The following is a 16,038-nucleotide window of genomic DNA, read 5'->3' as shown; positions in this document are numbered from 1 at the left end:
AAGAACTGGCCTTTAACAAAAAGCAGGGTAGACAACAATTTCTCATCAATGACACCATAACAAAAAACATCTAACACTCCATTTACAGGAATTAATTAGATGTTTTTTATTGTTGTTACTCGATTTTGATATTAGTCGTTATCGTATCTATCATCATTATCGTCGTCTTGATCATTATCATATTTGTCGTCGTCATCGTTGTCATATTTATCATATTTATCATCATCATAACGATCATCGTCATCATCATAGTTGTTATATGTGCTATTATTGTTGCTAGATGCGTTTCCACTAGTAGACGGTTTTGTTGGCTTTGTTGGCGCCGGTGTTGTAGCTCTGTTGATTACTTCCTTATCAAAACTATATACAACGGAATTCGTCGCGCCAATTTCCAAATCATACTCATAGTTGCCGTTCACAATTGTAATATCGTATACTTTACGGCCATTTTCATAATCAACATACGATTTCGTAACACGTCCGCCACCCGTTTTTCCAAGTGCAATTTGTTGCGCTTTTGCAGCTGAAATTTCTGTTGCTTTTGGTGTTGTAGTACTAGTTTTCGGTGGTGTCGTTGTTTTCGGCGTTGTTGTTTGCGCCTTATTATTTGTCGTGCCGTTATTGTTATTAGCTACAGTTCTGATTGTTTCTTTTTCGTAACTGTAAATTTTTGAATCCGTTGCGTTAACGTCCATTTCATGCTTCACATTGCCATTTGTAATCTTAATATCAAAGACTTTCTTGCCATTTTCATAATCCACTTTCGCGCTTGTAACCGTTCCGCCACCTGATTTTGCTAGCGCGATTTGCTTAGCTTTTTCGATTGTGATTTCTTTTGCTGGCGTTACTTTGAGTGCAGAGTTTGTTGCTGCCGCTTTTATTGTTTTCTTCTCAAAACTGTAAATCTTTGAGTCGGTTGCGCTGATATCCATTTCGTACTCCGTGTTACCGTTCACGATTTTGATATCATACATTTTCTTGCCATTTTCATAATCCAAGCTGTACTTCACAATCGTTCCGCCGCCTGTTTCTGCTAAGGCGATTTGCTTAGCACGTGCCGCTGAAATTTCTGAGGCTTCCGCTTTTTCGCTACCTTGGTTCAAGAATAAGCTTCCTGATAGTACAACTGCCGCTGCTGTAGCTCCTAGACAAAGTACCGCCACGCCTGCTTTCTTCTTACCTGTATCCATGATTGATGTTAGTCTATTTTTCAATGTTTTCTTACCTCCATAAAAATTAGTTGATAGTGCTGTTTGTCTTACATCTTTATTTCTTATCAGGCCAATAATAGCTTCACCATACGTTCTTCGTTTCTCCATATCTTCACCTGTTAGCAATCTTTCATCACAAGATTCTTCGCAGTCATTTTGGAACGCTTTACCCATCAGATATACAAACGGATTGAACCAGTGGATCGCTGTTGCAACTAAAAGTGCTGCGTTCACCCATAAATCTTTGCGTTTAAAATGTACCAGTTCATGTCGCAAAATGAGAGCCATTTCCTCTGCATCAATCGGTTTTTCCGGTAATAAAATCGTTGGCTTTCGGAAACCAATGAGCATCGGACTGATTTCAAATTTACACATACGTATACCAATGCGCTTTGAATCCACCCCTACATTGCGTTTCTCCTGTTCAAATAATGCTAAAATAGCGGCGTCCGTTACTGGCGTTGTCCATCTTTTCACCATTCGCAAAAAGCTATAGTGTTTCCAAATGTTATAGCCTAGAAAAATAAGAAATCCCATAAGCCAAACGCTGTACAATATAACTGGTAGCGTCCAAAACGGCTCTGACGCTGGCGCCACAGTTGTCGCTACCTGATTAACGTTCGTTATTTCATCCATAGTATCCGTCACTGGTGGCTCGCTCACGCTGGTTGCCGTAATAATCGGCGCTTCAATCAAAGCCTTTTCAAACTCGAATCGAAATGGTAGTAGCAATCCGATTAGCACGACAAACCAAATATAGTAGCGCCATTTTGCTGAATATTTCTTACCAAAGAAGTGATGAAATAGTAATACTAACACGATGATAATGGACATTGTAATGGATGCTTCTAGTATGTTATATGTTATTCTCCCCACATCTTATCAACTCCTTTTTGAAAGCCAGTCTTTTAGCTCGTCAATATCATCATCTGACATATCGCCGCCCTTATACAGCGTGTTAACGAGGCCCACCAGCGAATTATTGTAATGCTTATCCATAAACTGCTCCGTCTCCGATTGAAGATACATCTCCTCGGTAACGATCGGCGTGTAAACCCTTTCCCGCCCAACTTTCTCACTCTCTAAAAAGTCACGCTCAATCAAGCGCACTAATAAAGTAAGAACAGTCTGCGGTTTCCAGTGTTTATCACCATCCAGCACCGCGATGATTTCATTCGTCGAAACTGGCGGCGAGCTTTTCCAAACAGCCTTCATAATTTCAAACTCTGCATCTGGTAATCGCTTCATTTCTTCCCCCTCCTTTCATTTTCTACATCTGTCGTTAATTACATTCTACAGTTGTAGTTTTTAAAAGTCAAGCATTTGTTTGGAAATTAGTTTTAGAACGCAGAAAAGTCGTGGTTTGATAGAGGCTATCGAACCACGACTTAGCGTTTTAGTCGGTCTATCTAATATTCCATTACCTTTTCATTATGCTCATCCTTATTCCTTATTCTCTTTCTTAAACGCATCATACTGCTTCTGCATCTCCACCATCACCGTTTTCATTCCCGCGTCGTTCAATTTCTTCTTGAATTTCGGCATGTAATCATCTGGGTTCACTGTCCCAGTTAGAAGTGCCGGCCCGAATTCATTACAAACGTTCGTTATCGCGGCGATTTCTGTGCGGACATTTTTCGAATCAAAATAGAATCCGAGTCCTGGCGATGCTTTTGATTCCTCATTAAACTCTTTGAATTTCTCCCACTTATCTTTCGGCTCATCCGAATAACGTTTCAAAATAAAGTGATTTCCGAGCGCGTAGGTTGGCATCGAATAACGCTCCACACGTGCTGGTAAATCCTCAATACTGCCATCCGCTAACTCCTTGTAATGCGTCCCTTCGATTCCTTTATCAACTAGGTTACGCAAATACGGATCTGTGTTCAGCAAATTCAAGAACTCCACCGATTCTTTCGGGTGTTTCGATGTTACCGATACCGCCTGGATCGCTCCGGTTACAGAACTATTTTTCACAATTGGCGTTTTCATGATTGGCTGCGTCACTACTTTATACTGACCATTCGTCTGCTTATCCCAAATCGATTCCGCGTACGGCTGATATTTCTCAATGCGCACAAACCAGTTTTCCTTCTCGTAAGACCACGGATCGGTCGACGTCGCAATATCCTTACTCACATAGCCATCATTATAAAAACCATGCAAATCTTTCAAAATTTTCATCGTTTCAGGCTGCTCATAAAAATTCACTATTTTGCCTGTATCATTGTACTCATCCACCGCAAATGGAAGCGGAACCGCAGAGTCAATCAAATAATCAAACGGCGTTACCGGTTTAAAATCCTTGTTCCCACCAATCGGCGTGATGTTCGGCTCATTTTCCTTGATTGTTTTCAAAAGCGGGCCAAGATCGGCAAATGAATTGACTTTTGAGACGTCCATTTTGTATTTATCAACAAGGTCTTTATTGAAAACATACACTTGCTGCTCACCAATTTCTTTGTTGGAAGGCACGCCATAAACTTTTCCGTCCATCGTCACGCCTTCCCAAAGTTGGCTGTTCAATTCGGCTTTCATTTTCTTACCTTCATTATCGAGATACTTCGAAATATCCATGAATGCGCCTTTTTGAGAATACGTTACAAATTCCCCGGCAGCAGTGTAAGCGATATCAAAATTTTCGCCCGAATTAATCATCGTTTGCATTCTGCTACCGTAGTCGCCCCAGTCGATTTGCGTCATATCCACGCCAAAACCAAGCTTCTCCTGCGTATATTTGTTGACCTCTTTCATCACCTTATCATTATCCTTCTGCGGCGTCCCAATCATATACCATTTCAGCGTGACTTCACTATCTCCGCTCGCCGATTTATCACTACCACAAGCCGCCATAACCAACATCACACAACTCAAAATCATAACGAGAAACAATTTCTTCTTCATCAAAAATCCTCCCTTTTCATCAGGATTCCGAGCGCTGCCCAGAACCCTATTTTATCATAATTTTTTTAACTGTTTGTACTCCAAATCAGCCTTGCATCGCCGAACCCCAGCGGGCTGAGAAATGGTTAGATGCTAGGCAAAGATGAGTACCGAAGCGGAGCGTACGACTTGTACGTGAGCACCGGAACGGAATCTTTAACGACGCAGATGAGCGTTTCTCAGCCCGCTGGGCTATTCCTTTACGCCGCCGATAGTTAGTCCGCTTATAAAGTATTTTTGGAAAAATGGATACGTAATCGCGATTGGGACGGTTGAAATAACTACCATCGCCATTTTTGCGCCGTCTTGGGGAATTCCTTGAAGGGCTCCTGATGTGAACGCGATGTCGGCATTTTGACGCATGAATTCTAGATTGTTTTCAATTTTCATCAACAAGGATTGGAGTGGGACTAGTTGCGGGTTGTCGATGTAAAGTGAGGCGTTGAACCAGTCGTTCCAATAGCCGAGCGTGCTAAATAGGGCAATCGTTGCAATTCCTGGTAACGATAACGGCAACACAATTTTTAGCAAGATTCGTAGTTCGCTGGCGCCTTCGATTCGCGCGGCTTCGAGTATTGGTTCTGGAATCGAGCGGATGAAAAAGGTCCGCATAATCATGATATAAAACGCGTTCATTGCTAGGGGCAGAATCAGTGCCCAGATTGAATTTTTTAGTTGGAGTACTTGGGTCATGACGATGTACGCTGGTACCATTCCGCCGCTAAATAGCATCGTGAAAAAGGCTAAAAAGGTGAATTGCTTGCGGTATGCGAACTGTTTTCGGGAAATCGCGTATGAGTATAAGGCAATCATCGATACGCTGAATATCGTTCCGACTACAGTGACGACAATGGTTACGCCGTAGGATTGCAGCAGTTGACCTTTCATATTCCAAAGATACTTATATGCTTCCGTGCTCCACTCGCTTGGGATGAGTCGGAAGCCTTCTGTTGCCAGCGAATTTTGGCTACTGAACGAAATAACAATGATGTAAAGGAACGGAAAGACGCAGAGCACCGCGAGAAATCCGAGTAAAATATTCATTGCTACGTTCATATTTGGACCGAAATCCACGACATCTGGTTTTTTACGTTTACCATTTTTCGGCAGGCGGAGGTCGCCATTGACCTGCTCTAACTGCTCAACTTTTTCGATTTGTTCTGCCAATTAACTCGCCTCCGTTTTTTAAAATAGTGCATATTCTGGATCGATTCTCTTCACGATATAGTTTGTCAGCATGACGAGAATGAAGCCAACAATCGACTGGTAAAGCCCCGCCGCAGCGCTCATACTAATATCTCCAAGCGATGTCAAACCGCGGTAAACGTATGTATCAATAACATCCGTTACTGGAAAAAGAGGACCTGAGTTTCGCGGAAGTTGGTAGAATAAACCGAAATCTGAGTTGAAAATTTTGCCGACATTTAGAATCGTTAAAATAATGATTAGTGGGGTTAAAGCTGGAATCGTCACGTGGCGAATTTGTTGCCATTTGCCAGCGCCATCGATCATCGCGGCTTCGTAATAATTCCGATCGATACCGGCAATTGCGGCCAGATATACGATACTCCCATAGCCCAAACCTTTCCAAATGTTCATGAAAATCAAGATATAGGGCCAATACTTCGGTTCGCTATACCACGAAATCGGATCGCCGCCGAAGGAGACAATCAAGGAATTAAGTAGTCCACTATCTTCACTTAAGAAGCTGTAAAGGAAATAGCTCACAACAACCCAAGATAAGAAATACGGAAATAGCATCCCGGTTTGATAAACTTTTGCCATGCGTTTGTTCACGAGACTGTTAAAGACGATCGCCAAAGCAACGCCCAAAAGGAGCCCCACGATAATAAAGACTAAGTTATAAAGTACGGTGTTTCTCGTAATAATAAAGGCATCATCTGTTCTAAATAAAAACTTGAAATTCTCTAACCCTACCCAGTCACTGCTCATCAGACTAGATATGAAACCGTTTCCATCTACGCGGTAATCTTTAAAGGCAATCACAGTTCCGAACATCGGTAAATACGCAAAGATTAAAAACCATGCGACTCCCGGCAAAACCATGAATAACCAGATTTTATTCGCGTAGAGCTTTTTGAAGAACTTCTTCAATTCGTGTCACCCCCGCTTTTGTAAGTGTTTTCAACATCTTAAGTGTACCCTTTTTGGAGGTGGTGCGAATAGTGGGGGAAATATAGATTTGTGGACAAAATTAGTATTCTGATTGGCGGGACACGAGAAAACGATTCATTTTACGTTTGCCTATTGTGTCTAGATGGAGAGTGCGCTATACTTCTCTTATTGAAACAAAAATGACATGTACAGTTCTACTGATACTACAGAAACGGAGAGATGAATAATGGCGAAAACACCACAGTGTCAAAGTTGCGGCATGCCTATGGATAAACCTGAATTATTTGGTACCGAAAAAGATGGAACGCGCTCGGAGAAATATTGTTTGAAATGTTATGAAATGGGGCAATGGAAAAATCCTGACGCAACATTTGATGAGTTTTATGAAATAAGCTTAAAGGGATTTCAGGAGTCTGACATGAGTAAAGTCGGGAAGTTTTTCCTCAATAAAATGTATACTAAAAAATTCTTGAAAAAACTAGAGCGTTGGCGTTAAGACGCGAAGCAGTAAATATCACAAAAAGGCGTTCTCGCATCAGGTGGACGCCTTTTTGAAACTCTTATATTAACGTAAATGTAATTTGAGAAGATACGTATGAATCCATGCGATTTAAGTGCCACTATCCTAAATATTTTTCCATTAAATGTTTCATCCTTCTTTTAAGGTGGTATTGTCTATTAATAATTTAGAAAATATACTTTGAAGGAGTGATTGTCATGTCTGCCAAGAAAATATCTGAAGCAATGTCCCAGCAATACAAGGAGCTAGAAAATGAAAGAATCGTTATGGATGTGTTCATCGACTGTTTCATGACAATGCTCGCACAAAAACAACGGATGGAACGGATCCAAAACGAGATTGATCTTGCTTTGGAAACTCAAAATAGACGGCGTTTTTATCGTTTGACTACTCGGATGAAACGATTGCAAGATGAGCAACTGAGTATGTAATAAGGATATCTAAGTAGATGTTTTAAAATTAGGAATAGTTTGATATTATGATAAAATAAGCGAGGTGTGGTCACTTACACAGTGACCACACCTCGCTTATTTTTATTTAACTACCATCACGTTACATGGTGCATGATTAACTACATATGCCGTTGTTGAGCCGATGAGTCTTCTTTCAAGCGCTCCTCTTCCTGTTGCGCCGATTACGATTAGATCGCTTTGGTTTTCTTTCGCGTATTCTACAATGCTTCGTTTCGCGTCGCCATGCACTGCTTCATTTTTGTAAGGAATCGTTTTATCGAGGTCAGCAGTTATCGTCTCTAATCTTTTCTCTGCTAGCGCTCGGTAGATGTCGTCGATCTCTGGGCGCACATCCAGCTGCAAGTAAAGTTCATCGTCGTTTGGCATAATTTCCGTTATTACGGTTAGGAAGGTCAGGCTCGCTTTTTCGAATTTCGCAATCCTGACCGCTTCTTGAAATGCGTCCCTCGATTGTTCTGATCCGTCAAACGCCACCAAAATTTGCTTTATCTTTGTTTCTGCCATCATACTTCACTCACTCTCCTATTTTATATTAATCTAGACTGCCCTAACTATAGTTACGCCTTGCTTTTCATATACTATGTCAATTATAGCTCGGCGTTTTGAACTTAGCAAATTCCACCTATATTAAAAATAGCGCCCCACTTTGTAAGCCGAGACGCGTTTTTTGTTATTGTACTTTCTCTTTTTTGCGGAAGCCGTTCGGGGTGTAGCCAGTATATTTCTTGAATTGTCGGTAAAAATAAGCCATGTCGGTGTATCCTGATTCCTCGGCGATTACTGTCACGGGTTGCTTTGTTGTCATCAGAACTTCTTTGGCATGGTTGACGCGGTATTGATTTAAATAGTCTGTGAAATGGCTGCCGACTTCTTTTTGGAAAAGTTGACCGAGGTAGACGGCGTTGATGTGGAATTTGGCGCCTAGCGTTTTCAGCGACATGCCCTCTGTGAAATGTTCCGTGACGTAGGAAATGATTTTCTGGATAATCGGACTTTTGCTGTTGTCGTCGTGCTGATTTCGATCGAAAAATGGGTGGATGAGCTCGAGCATCGTTGTTTTGAGTTCGCACGGTGTTGCTGCGCCGTCGAGTCTGCGGATTGCTTTTAAAAGTTGCTCTGGGTCGGATTCAGACATCATCAGCGCGACTTCACTGAGCACGCGGATGACTTGATGTGGGTCGCTTTCGTAAAGGTGCGCCTCCCATTCGGTGAAAAAATTGTCGAGCCATGTCAGCGTCTTTTCTTTTTCCTGCAAAACCAGGGCGCGCGCTAGTTGGTGTTGGCTGAAATTCGGGCGCCAGCGATGCGGTAGAATTTTATCAGCTGAAATGAGCGTGCCTGGTGAGGAGACGAGGCGTTCTTGGAGTAGTTGTTCGAGACCTCGGAATGCTTTGGGGAAATAGGCCGTCCCGGTGCCGACTTCGCTCATCAAAAAGAAACATTGTTCCACGCCGATGAGGGCGCCAATTTCTTCGTACACCGTCGTGATCTGCGCCGCGATTCCGGCTTCATCCTCTGCCATCAAACCGATGAGTAGTTCTTCTTCTGGATTCAGTAACATGAAGGGATATTCCGCGCGCAAATGGCTCTGTAGCTTATGCCAGCCGTCTGCCGTCCGATCCACCTGCCCATACATCGGCTGAATCCACACAAGCGCCGTCCTCATTTCTTTGGCAAGTGGCATTTTATAAAGCGCCATCCGTTCCTTCCAATCCTCGATCCCAATTCGGTCGTTCAACCAACGCCACAGCGCATTATCCCGCAAAATATAGTACGCCTCATCGTCCCCTGTCGCTTGAAAATCAGCTTCCACTTTCTCTTTAATTTGCGTAATTGTCTCAAGTAACTCCGTCTCGTTTAGCGGTTTGAGCAAATAATTCTCAATCCCGATGGCGAGTCCTCGTTTCACATACTCAAATTCTTGGAATCCCGACAAAACGATGAATTTCGTCTCGGGTTGCTCCTTTTTCCACGCCTCAATCAGCTGCAAACCGTCCATTTTTGGCATTTTGATATCCGTAATCACGAGGTCGCACGGCTCATTCGCGAAATGCGTCAGCGCCTCCATCCCATTTTTCGCGGTTCCGATAATCTCGATTTCCTCATCAAATTCCCGAATCACTGCCTGCAAACCCTGCACAATCAACGGTTCGTCATCTACTAAAAGCATTTTCAACATAGTTTTTCCTCCCATCAGATGTGTACGGAACGCGCAGTGTCACTTCGGTGCCTCGGCCTTCGATGCTCGTGATTGCGAGTCCGTATTGTTCCCCAAAATAAAGTTGGATGCGGCGGTGAATATTCACAAGTCCAATACGGCCCTGCCCCCCTTTTTCATCCGCTAAATCGCTCTGTATTTGGCGCATTTTATCGTCTGTCATGCCAAGTCCATCGTCGCGCATCTTCACTTCGAGTACGTCGTCAACCCGTTTTGCGCTGAATGTGAGGCTCGTTCGTTTCTCCTCATGCCGCGCGTATTTGAAGAAATTTTCGACGAGTGGTTGTAGTGTGAATTTCAAAAACGGGTGCTCCAATAACGGTTCCTCGACTTCTAGGAAAAACGGGACTTCTTGTTGGTAGCGGAGTTCCATGAATTGGAGGTATTGGCGGACGTAGCCTACTTCATCAGCGAGCGTGACCATCTCGATGTTGTCGGCGGTGTAGCGCAGGAGCGTGGATAGGTGGTAAATCATGTTGCTCGTCACCTTCGCGCCTTCCAGCCTCGCGTGCATCCGGATGGCTTCCAAAGAGTTGTAGAGAAAATGAGGCTCGACCTGGCCTTGTAGCGCTTTCAACTGGGCTTTCTGTTCCTCGATTTCGAGCGTGTAAACCTGCTTAATATAGTCGTTCAGGCTGTCCCCCATCTTGTTAAAACTTTGACTGATTAGCGTGAGTTCGTCTTCACGTTCGTCGACGGGAAGCTTGGCGCGGAGCTCGCCTTTTTCCATTTGATCCATGCCGTCGATAATGACCTGAATGCGATTGGAATAGCGTCTGCTGATGAAAAAGTTGATGGTGATGGAAATCAGGACGAGGCCAACTCCGACGCCGAATAGTGTCCATTGGAGAACGGGGATACCGCCGATTTGGCTTTCTGGGATGATGACTTGGCCGAAGACGCCGGATGCCTGTTCTTCGGTGGTTTGGATGTAGCCGCTGCCGTGACGGTAGCCGTTTTCCATATTTTCAGTCGTGATGTCAGGAAGCGTGTGATTGGTGTATAACGTTGCCTTAGAGCGATTTAGGACGGCAAATGTGGATTCTGATTTGGCTTTTGGAACCAGATCCCCGAGGAATTCCGGATCGGCATACATCAACACGGTTCCGAGCGGTTGTAGCGTACTCGGATCATTAATGACTTGCTTGAACACGAGGCTCCCACCCAATCGGAAAACGTTATCTTTATGCGAAATGCTTTGCAGTAATTTTTTCTCGCCGTATTTTTCGAAAATAGGTTGCCACTTGCCGTAATTCGTCGGAAAAGTATACGTGAATTCTTTGTCCGCCGACACGAGTTGCACTGCGATTACATCCTCATCATATGTAAAATAAGACCTCAGAAAACTCTGCAAATCCACGCTGTAAAAGCCTTGCCGCGCGTAGTAATTATCAATGTTCTGCCGGATATAATCGGCGTAATCATGGGTCATCGCAATCTGGACGTCGTTCATAAGATCGCTATTTTTGTAGATTTCCTGCGTCATCGCGACGAGCGCGGCCTCTTTCCTGTCTACAGCGACCAATTGCGACTCTGAAACCGCTTTCGTTTCTTGCAACACCGCATCGACTTTTATGTTCGTATAGTACTTTGATATGAAAAATAGTAACAATCCAACGGTGAACAGCGATGTTAAGGAAAAAATCAATAACATTCGCTGAAAAATTCGCCGTTTTCGTTTATTGGCACTCATTCTAGAAAACACCTCCAGACCCTATTATGCCACACTTTGCGCAGATTGGGCCGCGATTTTTGCTTGCATTTTCTGAAAACGGATGAGATTGACTTTCATCACCCAATATGCCGGCAAAACGCCTGAAATAAAAAGGATCAGCGCTGGGACTTGGGCGATAAGATAGACCGCGATTCCGAAGCCTGCGATGAGGAGCAGTGAGGTTTTCCAGCTTGTGAAGGCGAGCAAAAACGACTGGATAACGTAGCCTCGTAGCGGATAAATGAAATGCGCATAGACGGAAAAATAGTTCACCATCGCAAGTATCGTCATCGCGAATAGGAAAAACAAGAAAAAGTAGAGTAAGCTTGATGCTAAGCCATTCATTGTTGCAAAAACGATACGGAGATCAATGTATAAAAATCCAAGAATAGCTACAAAACACAGCCCCGCTAGATTCGTTTCGACAAAAGCTTTTTTGTAAGCTTTCCATGCTGTTGGCCAGATTGCGATATCAATATCTTTTTGCGACCATTTCCGGGTTACGGTGAAAAGCGCTGCTGTCGCTGGCATGAAGCCGAAAACGCCGAGTCCTAAAATGATGAGAAACATCCAAACGAGGTTCGCCCAGACGAAGCGGATTAACCACTGGCTAGCGACGAAGAATTTATCCATTTTTTCTACTTTATTCATCATGATCATCTCCTACGACGAAAGAGCGAGCCAAATTAGGCGCACTCTTTTCGCGATTTATTTTATAATTTTTGCCAGTGGGGAACCTTTCACACAGATACCGCACAGGCTCAGAACGAACTCGCTGAACATCGCATTCGACCACGCAAACCATTCGCGGGTGTACTCGTTATGATTGCTCGCGTTAACGCCTTCGTGCATGAATCCTGTCCCACCATCTGTCGTTGTGAGCATTTCAAGAATCGCGAGTTTTTCCGACAAATTCGTTGCTGTCATACCTTGCACACTAAGCGCGATTGGCCACACGTAATGATCTGGCGTATGTGGACTTCCAATCCCGGTCAACTGACTTCCCTCTACATAAAAAGGATTTTCGCGACTCAAAATGAAATTCCGTGTTGCGAGGTATTTCGGATCGGCGAAATCGCCAAAACCTAAGTATGGCGCAGCTAGGAGGCTCGGAACGTTCGCGTCATCCATGAAATTTTTGCGTCCGGTTCCATCGACTTCATAGGCGTACATTTCACCATAATAAGGATGCTCCTGCACCGCAAAATTTTGAATCCCTTGCTCTATTTCCTTTTTTAGCGTCGCGATCTGGGCTGCTAAATTCGCGTCATTCCAGCACACCGCGTTGATTTCTTCGAGGTACCCAAGCGCGACAACCGCGAACATATTGCTCGGCACAAGATAACCATAAAGACACGCGTCATCACTAGGCCGGAAGCCACTCCACGTCATGCCGGTGTATGCAACCTCGCTACCTTTCCCGTCGCGATTTAGCGTATCCGACTGGCGCACATCCGCGCGTTCAAACGAATACGGCGACTCCGTTTCATGACGCTGCTCCGTTTTCCAAACATCCAGAATCGCCGCCACGCCTTGACGAAAATCCGCGTCGAAATGCGCGAGACTTCCCGTACTCTGCCACAACAAATAACCCAGCTGAATCGGATAACAAAGCGAATCGATCTCGTATTTGCGCTCCCAAACGTGCGGCGACATCTCCGTTTTATCCGCCTGAAAACCCTTGCCATTCGCCTCCTGATTAAACGCGTTCGCATACGGGTCCAGTTGCACAAAACGCATCTGCTGCTTCACAAGCCCCGCAATCACCGCCGCCATCTCCGGATCATCTTCCGCGACCATCAAATACGGCCGAATTTGGCTCGTCGAATCACGCAACCACATCGCCGGAATGTCCCCCGTAATCACAAACGGCAACCCTTCCTTCGTCTCCGTGAGCGTCGTCGCATACGTATTTAAAAAGCATTGCTGAAACATTTCCTGTAATTTTTCATGCTCTGGAAAAACTTCCGCAACCCGATCAATCATTTTCTGAAAACTTTTCGGCACATTTTTAGTCGTCATTTCCCATCCTCTTTTCTCCACGTTATAATCTCACTCGGTGCGACTTCCCAATTCGTCGCTAACTCGACACCCGGACTAGCTTCCTCCAAAATCGTCGTCTTACGCATTTCGTCCAGCAACTCGATTTCCTGCACCGTTTCCCGCACACTATAGAACCGCAAAATTTCCGCATCCTGACTCGCCGCCCGTTTCCAGCTAGAAAAAATAAGTCCCGGCGCATCTTTCCACATCGCAAATTCCATCCGACTTGAAAGTTCCCCATCATGTTGCCCATCTGCCTGCACAGCCAGCGGTTCCATCTGATACTCATACGCCCATTTCGCCGCCTCCGTCCGAAGCGCCTCCTCCACATACGGCATCACGTAAAATTCCGCGGTCTGCTCGCCAAACGACTGCGCCTCAGGAGCTGGGAAGTTGCCCCAATCACCAAGCTCCGAATTCGCCCGAAGCAGCGTCAAACGAATCTCCGAACCATCCGCACTCACCTCATACTCCGGCAAGCCACGATTCACAACCATCAAGCCACCGAGCGCCACAAAAGCCTGCTGCCGCTGATCATTGCTCGGGTTTTGCCACTCCTCGCTCACCTGATTCGGCCGTTCCACAATCTCAAAAACACTATCCGCAAAATGCGTCGCGCGCGTCGTTCCAGTCGGGAAAATCGCTCGCAAACGATGATCCGCCACCTCATTCTCCATCCGCACATCCACCTTCAACGCCCTAGCACCCGAATCCAGCGTCAATCGCGTCCTTACAACAAATTCCCGCAACCGATCCGATCTCGGCGACACCCTGCCAGGATGCCAAACCACACGCGCCTTCTCATCCGCAAAAGCCTCCGCATCCGCGCTCTCCGGCAACATCATCCGATGCGTAATCTCCACCGTTTTACGAACCTTCGAACTCTCCAAAACCGCAAACTCCGCGTCCAAACCCTCCGTCGAAACCCGTAGCCCGTCACCAGTCTCCTTAAACATATACTCATTCCCAATATCACCCTGATCCACATACACCCCGAGCCCCGCAAACGTTTGCCCCGACTCCTTACAATGCAGCGTATACGAACCATTTTCCGCAATATCCACTTGCAAAAATTGATTCTCCAACCGTTTCGCGTCATTTTCAACCCTTACAGTCTCCTTTTCAACCCGCACAGGAACCGCAAAATACGTCACAAAACCCATCCGCGGCAAATCCTCCGCAACAAAACTCACCTGATAGCGCCTCGCAAAATAAGGCTTCCGAAACGCCCGATCCGGCAACTCATAATCGAACTGCATCCCCAACTCCGTCACGTCCGCCTCCACCAATTTCCCGTCCCGATCCCGAATCTCCAATCGCACACTCGGCAACGAATCCAAATATGCCGGAATCTCCTCAAACGGCATCTCCGCAAAATACGTCCGCGCAAGCTCCACATCCACCGTCACGACCCGCGTCGCCGCATAACCCGACGTATGAAACACCACAACCGGCACAGCATCCCCATCCAATTTTGCCGTCATCGCCGCCGCTCTCGTATCCACCCGCCGCACAATCCGCGCCACCTTATCATCCAGCATCGCGCGCGCCGCCTGCTCCGCCTTCATGAACCGCGTCTCCATCTCCCGATGCACCGCGTCAACGCTACAGCCCGTTATACTATCATGAATCTGATTCTCCATCAGCAACTTCCACGTAAATTTCAAATACTCCTCCGGGTACACCGCCGTCCCAGTCCGCGTCGCCATCACCGCAATCGGCTCGACCTGCTTCTCCAATAACTGCTGCACCCGCTGATTCGCCTGCTTCAAATACATCCGCGACGAGGCCGTATTCACCAATGTCGACCAGCCATCCGTCCGCTGATTCGTAAGCTCGCCCTCAATCACCTGCAAATCATCGACCGGCAATAACTTCCGCAACTCCGCCACATACTCCGTAAAATGACTATGCTTGAAATCCACATCCGGATACAACTCCCGTGCCACATCCAACGCCTCCGGTAAATCCACTTGCACCGGCTGATGATCACACCCATTCAAAAACAGCAACGCCCCCGTCGACGCATAACTCTCCACATCTGCAAATTTTTTATCCCAAAAAGCCATCGCATCCTCGCGCCCCACCGGAATCTCATTCCCATTTGAATACCAATTCGCCAAAAGCACTCCCAAAACCCGTGTCCCGTCCGGCGCCTGCCAAAACATTTCCGAAAACGGCGACGTGTAACCGCCCTCATAAACCTGATTATTAAATCCAGTCGGTTTCACACCCCGTCCAAAAATCACCGAATCAATCCCAGCCTGCTTCACAAGTTGCGGCGCCTGACCATAAATCCCAAACGTATCCGGAAAATAGCCAATCCGCTCCACCGCACCAAACTCCCGCGCATCCTGCATCCCATAAAGCAGATTCCGCACATTCGCCTCACTACTCGTCAAAAACGCATCCTGCAACATATACCAAGGACCAATCCGCAATTTCCCGTCCCGAACCAAACGCTCCATCCGCGCCCGCTCACCAGGCTTCACCGCCAAATAATCCTCCAACATAATCGTCTGCCCATCCAAATGAAAATAGTCAAATCCATCCTTATTCTCCAACAAATCCGCCGTCTCATCAAGCAACATCACCAACTTATAACGCAACGTCTCCAGCGGTAAAAACCACTCCCGATCCCAATGCGAATGTGAAATTATGTACGCCGTCTTTTTCATAAAATTCCGCCCCTCTCACCTATCCCAAAACAGTTTTTCAGCCATTTTTGTATTCGTTTTCATTTTCAGTATATCGGCCTCTATTTCGAAAATCAATGACCC

Annotated in this window: 13 protein-coding genes; 2 read left to right on the top strand and 11 right to left on the bottom strand. The window is 45.6% G+C overall.

Annotated features, from left to right (window positions below):
* Positions 1-131 precede the first annotated feature (131 nt).
* The 5 genes from HPK16_RS17075 to HPK16_RS04035 form a co-directional block, all read right to left on the bottom strand.
* Complete coding sequence (locus HPK16_RS17075; RefSeq protein ID WP_181675735.1) at positions 132-2,087, bottom strand: M56 family metallopeptidase; 1,956 nt, start codon at positions 2,085-2,087, stop codon at positions 132-134.
* Between the two features lie 6 nt (positions 2,088-2,093).
* Positions 2,094-2,459, bottom strand: a complete 366-nt coding sequence (locus HPK16_RS04050) for a BlaI/MecI/CopY family transcriptional regulator (RefSeq protein ID WP_036061249.1) — start codon at positions 2,457-2,459, stop codon at positions 2,094-2,096.
* Positions 2,460-2,654: 195 nt separating this feature from the next.
* Positions 2,655-4,115, bottom strand: coding sequence for an ABC transporter substrate-binding protein (locus HPK16_RS04045; protein ID WP_181675734.1), 1,461 nt, complete (start codon positions 4,113-4,115; stop codon positions 2,655-2,657).
* Between the two features lie 231 nt (positions 4,116-4,346).
* Entirely contained in the window at positions 4,347-5,321 is a 975-nt protein-coding gene (locus HPK16_RS04040; protein WP_181675733.1) for a carbohydrate ABC transporter permease, read from the bottom strand.
* Positions 5,322-5,339: 18 nt separating this feature from the next.
* On the bottom strand, positions 5,340-6,221 hold the full coding sequence (locus HPK16_RS04035; RefSeq protein WP_425487921.1) for an ABC transporter permease: 882 nt from the start codon (positions 6,219-6,221) through the stop codon (positions 5,340-5,342).
* 295 nt (positions 6,222-6,516) lie between these two features.
* Between HPK16_RS04035 and HPK16_RS04030 the strand changes: the two genes are divergently transcribed.
* Both HPK16_RS04030 and HPK16_RS04025 read left to right on the top strand, forming a co-directional pair.
* Positions 6,517-6,786, top strand: coding sequence for a zinc ribbon domain-containing protein (locus tag HPK16_RS04030; RefSeq protein ID WP_181675731.1), 270 nt, complete (start codon positions 6,517-6,519; stop codon positions 6,784-6,786).
* 221 nt (positions 6,787-7,007) lie between these two features.
* Positions 7,008-7,241, top strand: a complete 234-nt coding sequence (locus HPK16_RS04025; RefSeq protein WP_036063570.1) for an IDEAL domain-containing protein — start codon at positions 7,008-7,010, stop codon at positions 7,239-7,241.
* A 102-nt stretch (positions 7,242-7,343) separates the two neighbouring features.
* On the opposite strand, the gene HPK16_RS04020 is transcribed toward HPK16_RS04025, so the two are convergent.
* The 6 genes from HPK16_RS04020 to HPK16_RS03995 form a co-directional block, all read right to left on the bottom strand.
* A complete protein-coding gene (locus tag HPK16_RS04020) occupies positions 7,344-7,790 on the bottom strand; it encodes a universal stress protein (RefSeq protein WP_181675730.1) in 447 nt (148 codons plus the stop codon).
* A gap of 163 nt (positions 7,791-7,953) precedes the next feature.
* Positions 7,954-9,462 carry a response regulator transcription factor gene (locus HPK16_RS04015; protein WP_181675729.1) on the bottom strand — a complete coding sequence of 503 codons (1,509 nt, stop codon included), beginning with the start codon at positions 9,460-9,462 and terminating at the stop codon, positions 7,954-7,956.
* Complete coding sequence (locus HPK16_RS04010; RefSeq protein WP_181675728.1) at positions 9,437-11,194, bottom strand: sensor histidine kinase; 1,758 nt, start codon at positions 11,192-11,194, stop codon at positions 9,437-9,439. Before HPK16_RS04010 ends, HPK16_RS04015 begins: the two co-directional genes overlap by 26 nt.
* Positions 11,195-11,218: 24 nt before the next feature.
* Positions 11,219-11,866 (bottom strand): YesL family protein, encoded by a 648-nt coding sequence (locus HPK16_RS04005; protein ID WP_181675727.1) that lies wholly within the window; start codon positions 11,864-11,866, stop codon positions 11,219-11,221.
* Positions 11,867-11,923: 57 nt separating this feature from the next.
* Positions 11,924-13,237 carry a glycoside hydrolase family 125 protein gene (locus HPK16_RS04000; RefSeq protein ID WP_181675726.1) on the bottom strand — a complete coding sequence of 438 codons (1,314 nt, stop codon included), beginning with the start codon at positions 13,235-13,237 and terminating at the stop codon, positions 11,924-11,926.
* Positions 13,234-15,936: an alpha-mannosidase gene (locus HPK16_RS03995; protein WP_181675725.1), complete on the bottom strand. Its 2,703-nt coding sequence runs from the start codon at positions 15,934-15,936 to the stop codon at positions 13,234-13,236. The genes HPK16_RS04000 and HPK16_RS03995 overlap by 4 nt, the downstream gene beginning before the upstream one ends.
* Positions 15,937-16,038: the final 102 nt, after the last annotated feature.

It is taken from the genome of Paenilisteria rustica, from assembly GCF_013820765.1.
GTDB lineage: Bacteria > Bacillota > Bacilli > Lactobacillales > Listeriaceae > Listeria_A > Listeria_A rustica.
Note: the sequence above shows the minus strand (reverse complement) of the source record. Positions and strands in the feature narration are given on the sequence as shown.

Excerpts from the sequence above, each read along its gene's own strand:
- HPK16_RS04050 (WP_036061249.1), bottom strand. The coding sequence starts at position 2,459 with ATGAAGCGATTACCAGATGCAGAGTTTGAAATTATGAAGGCTGTTTGG.
- HPK16_RS04045 (WP_181675734.1), bottom strand. The coding sequence starts at position 4,115 with ATGAAGAAGAAATTGTTTCTCGTTATGATTTTGAGTTGTGTGATGTTG.
- HPK16_RS04035 (WP_425487921.1), bottom strand. The coding sequence starts at position 6,221 with ATGGTTTTGCCGGGAGTCGCATGGTTTTTAATCTTTGCGTATTTACCG.
- HPK16_RS04030 (WP_181675731.1), top strand. The coding sequence starts at position 6,517 with ATGGCGAAAACACCACAGTGTCAAAGTTGCGGCATGCCTATGGATAAA.
- HPK16_RS04025 (WP_036063570.1), top strand. The coding sequence starts at position 7,008 with ATGTCTGCCAAGAAAATATCTGAAGCAATGTCCCAGCAATACAAGGAG.
- HPK16_RS04020 (WP_181675730.1), bottom strand. The coding sequence starts at position 7,790 with ATGATGGCAGAAACAAAGATAAAGCAAATTTTGGTGGCGTTTGACGGA.
- HPK16_RS04015 (WP_181675729.1), bottom strand. The coding sequence starts at position 9,462 with ATGTTGAAAATGCTTTTAGTAGATGACGAACCGTTGATTGTGCAGGGT.
- HPK16_RS04010 (WP_181675728.1), bottom strand. The coding sequence starts at position 11,194 with ATGAGTGCCAATAAACGAAAACGGCGAATTTTTCAGCGAATGTTATTG.
- HPK16_RS04005 (WP_181675727.1), bottom strand. The coding sequence starts at position 11,866 with ATGAATAAAGTAGAAAAAATGGATAAATTCTTCGTCGCTAGCCAGTGG.
- HPK16_RS04000 (WP_181675726.1), bottom strand. The coding sequence starts at position 13,237 with ATGACGACTAAAAATGTGCCGAAAAGTTTTCAGAAAATGATTGATCGG.
- HPK16_RS03995 (WP_181675725.1), bottom strand. The coding sequence starts at position 15,936 with ATGAAAAAGACGGCGTACATAATTTCACATTCGCATTGGGATCGGGAG.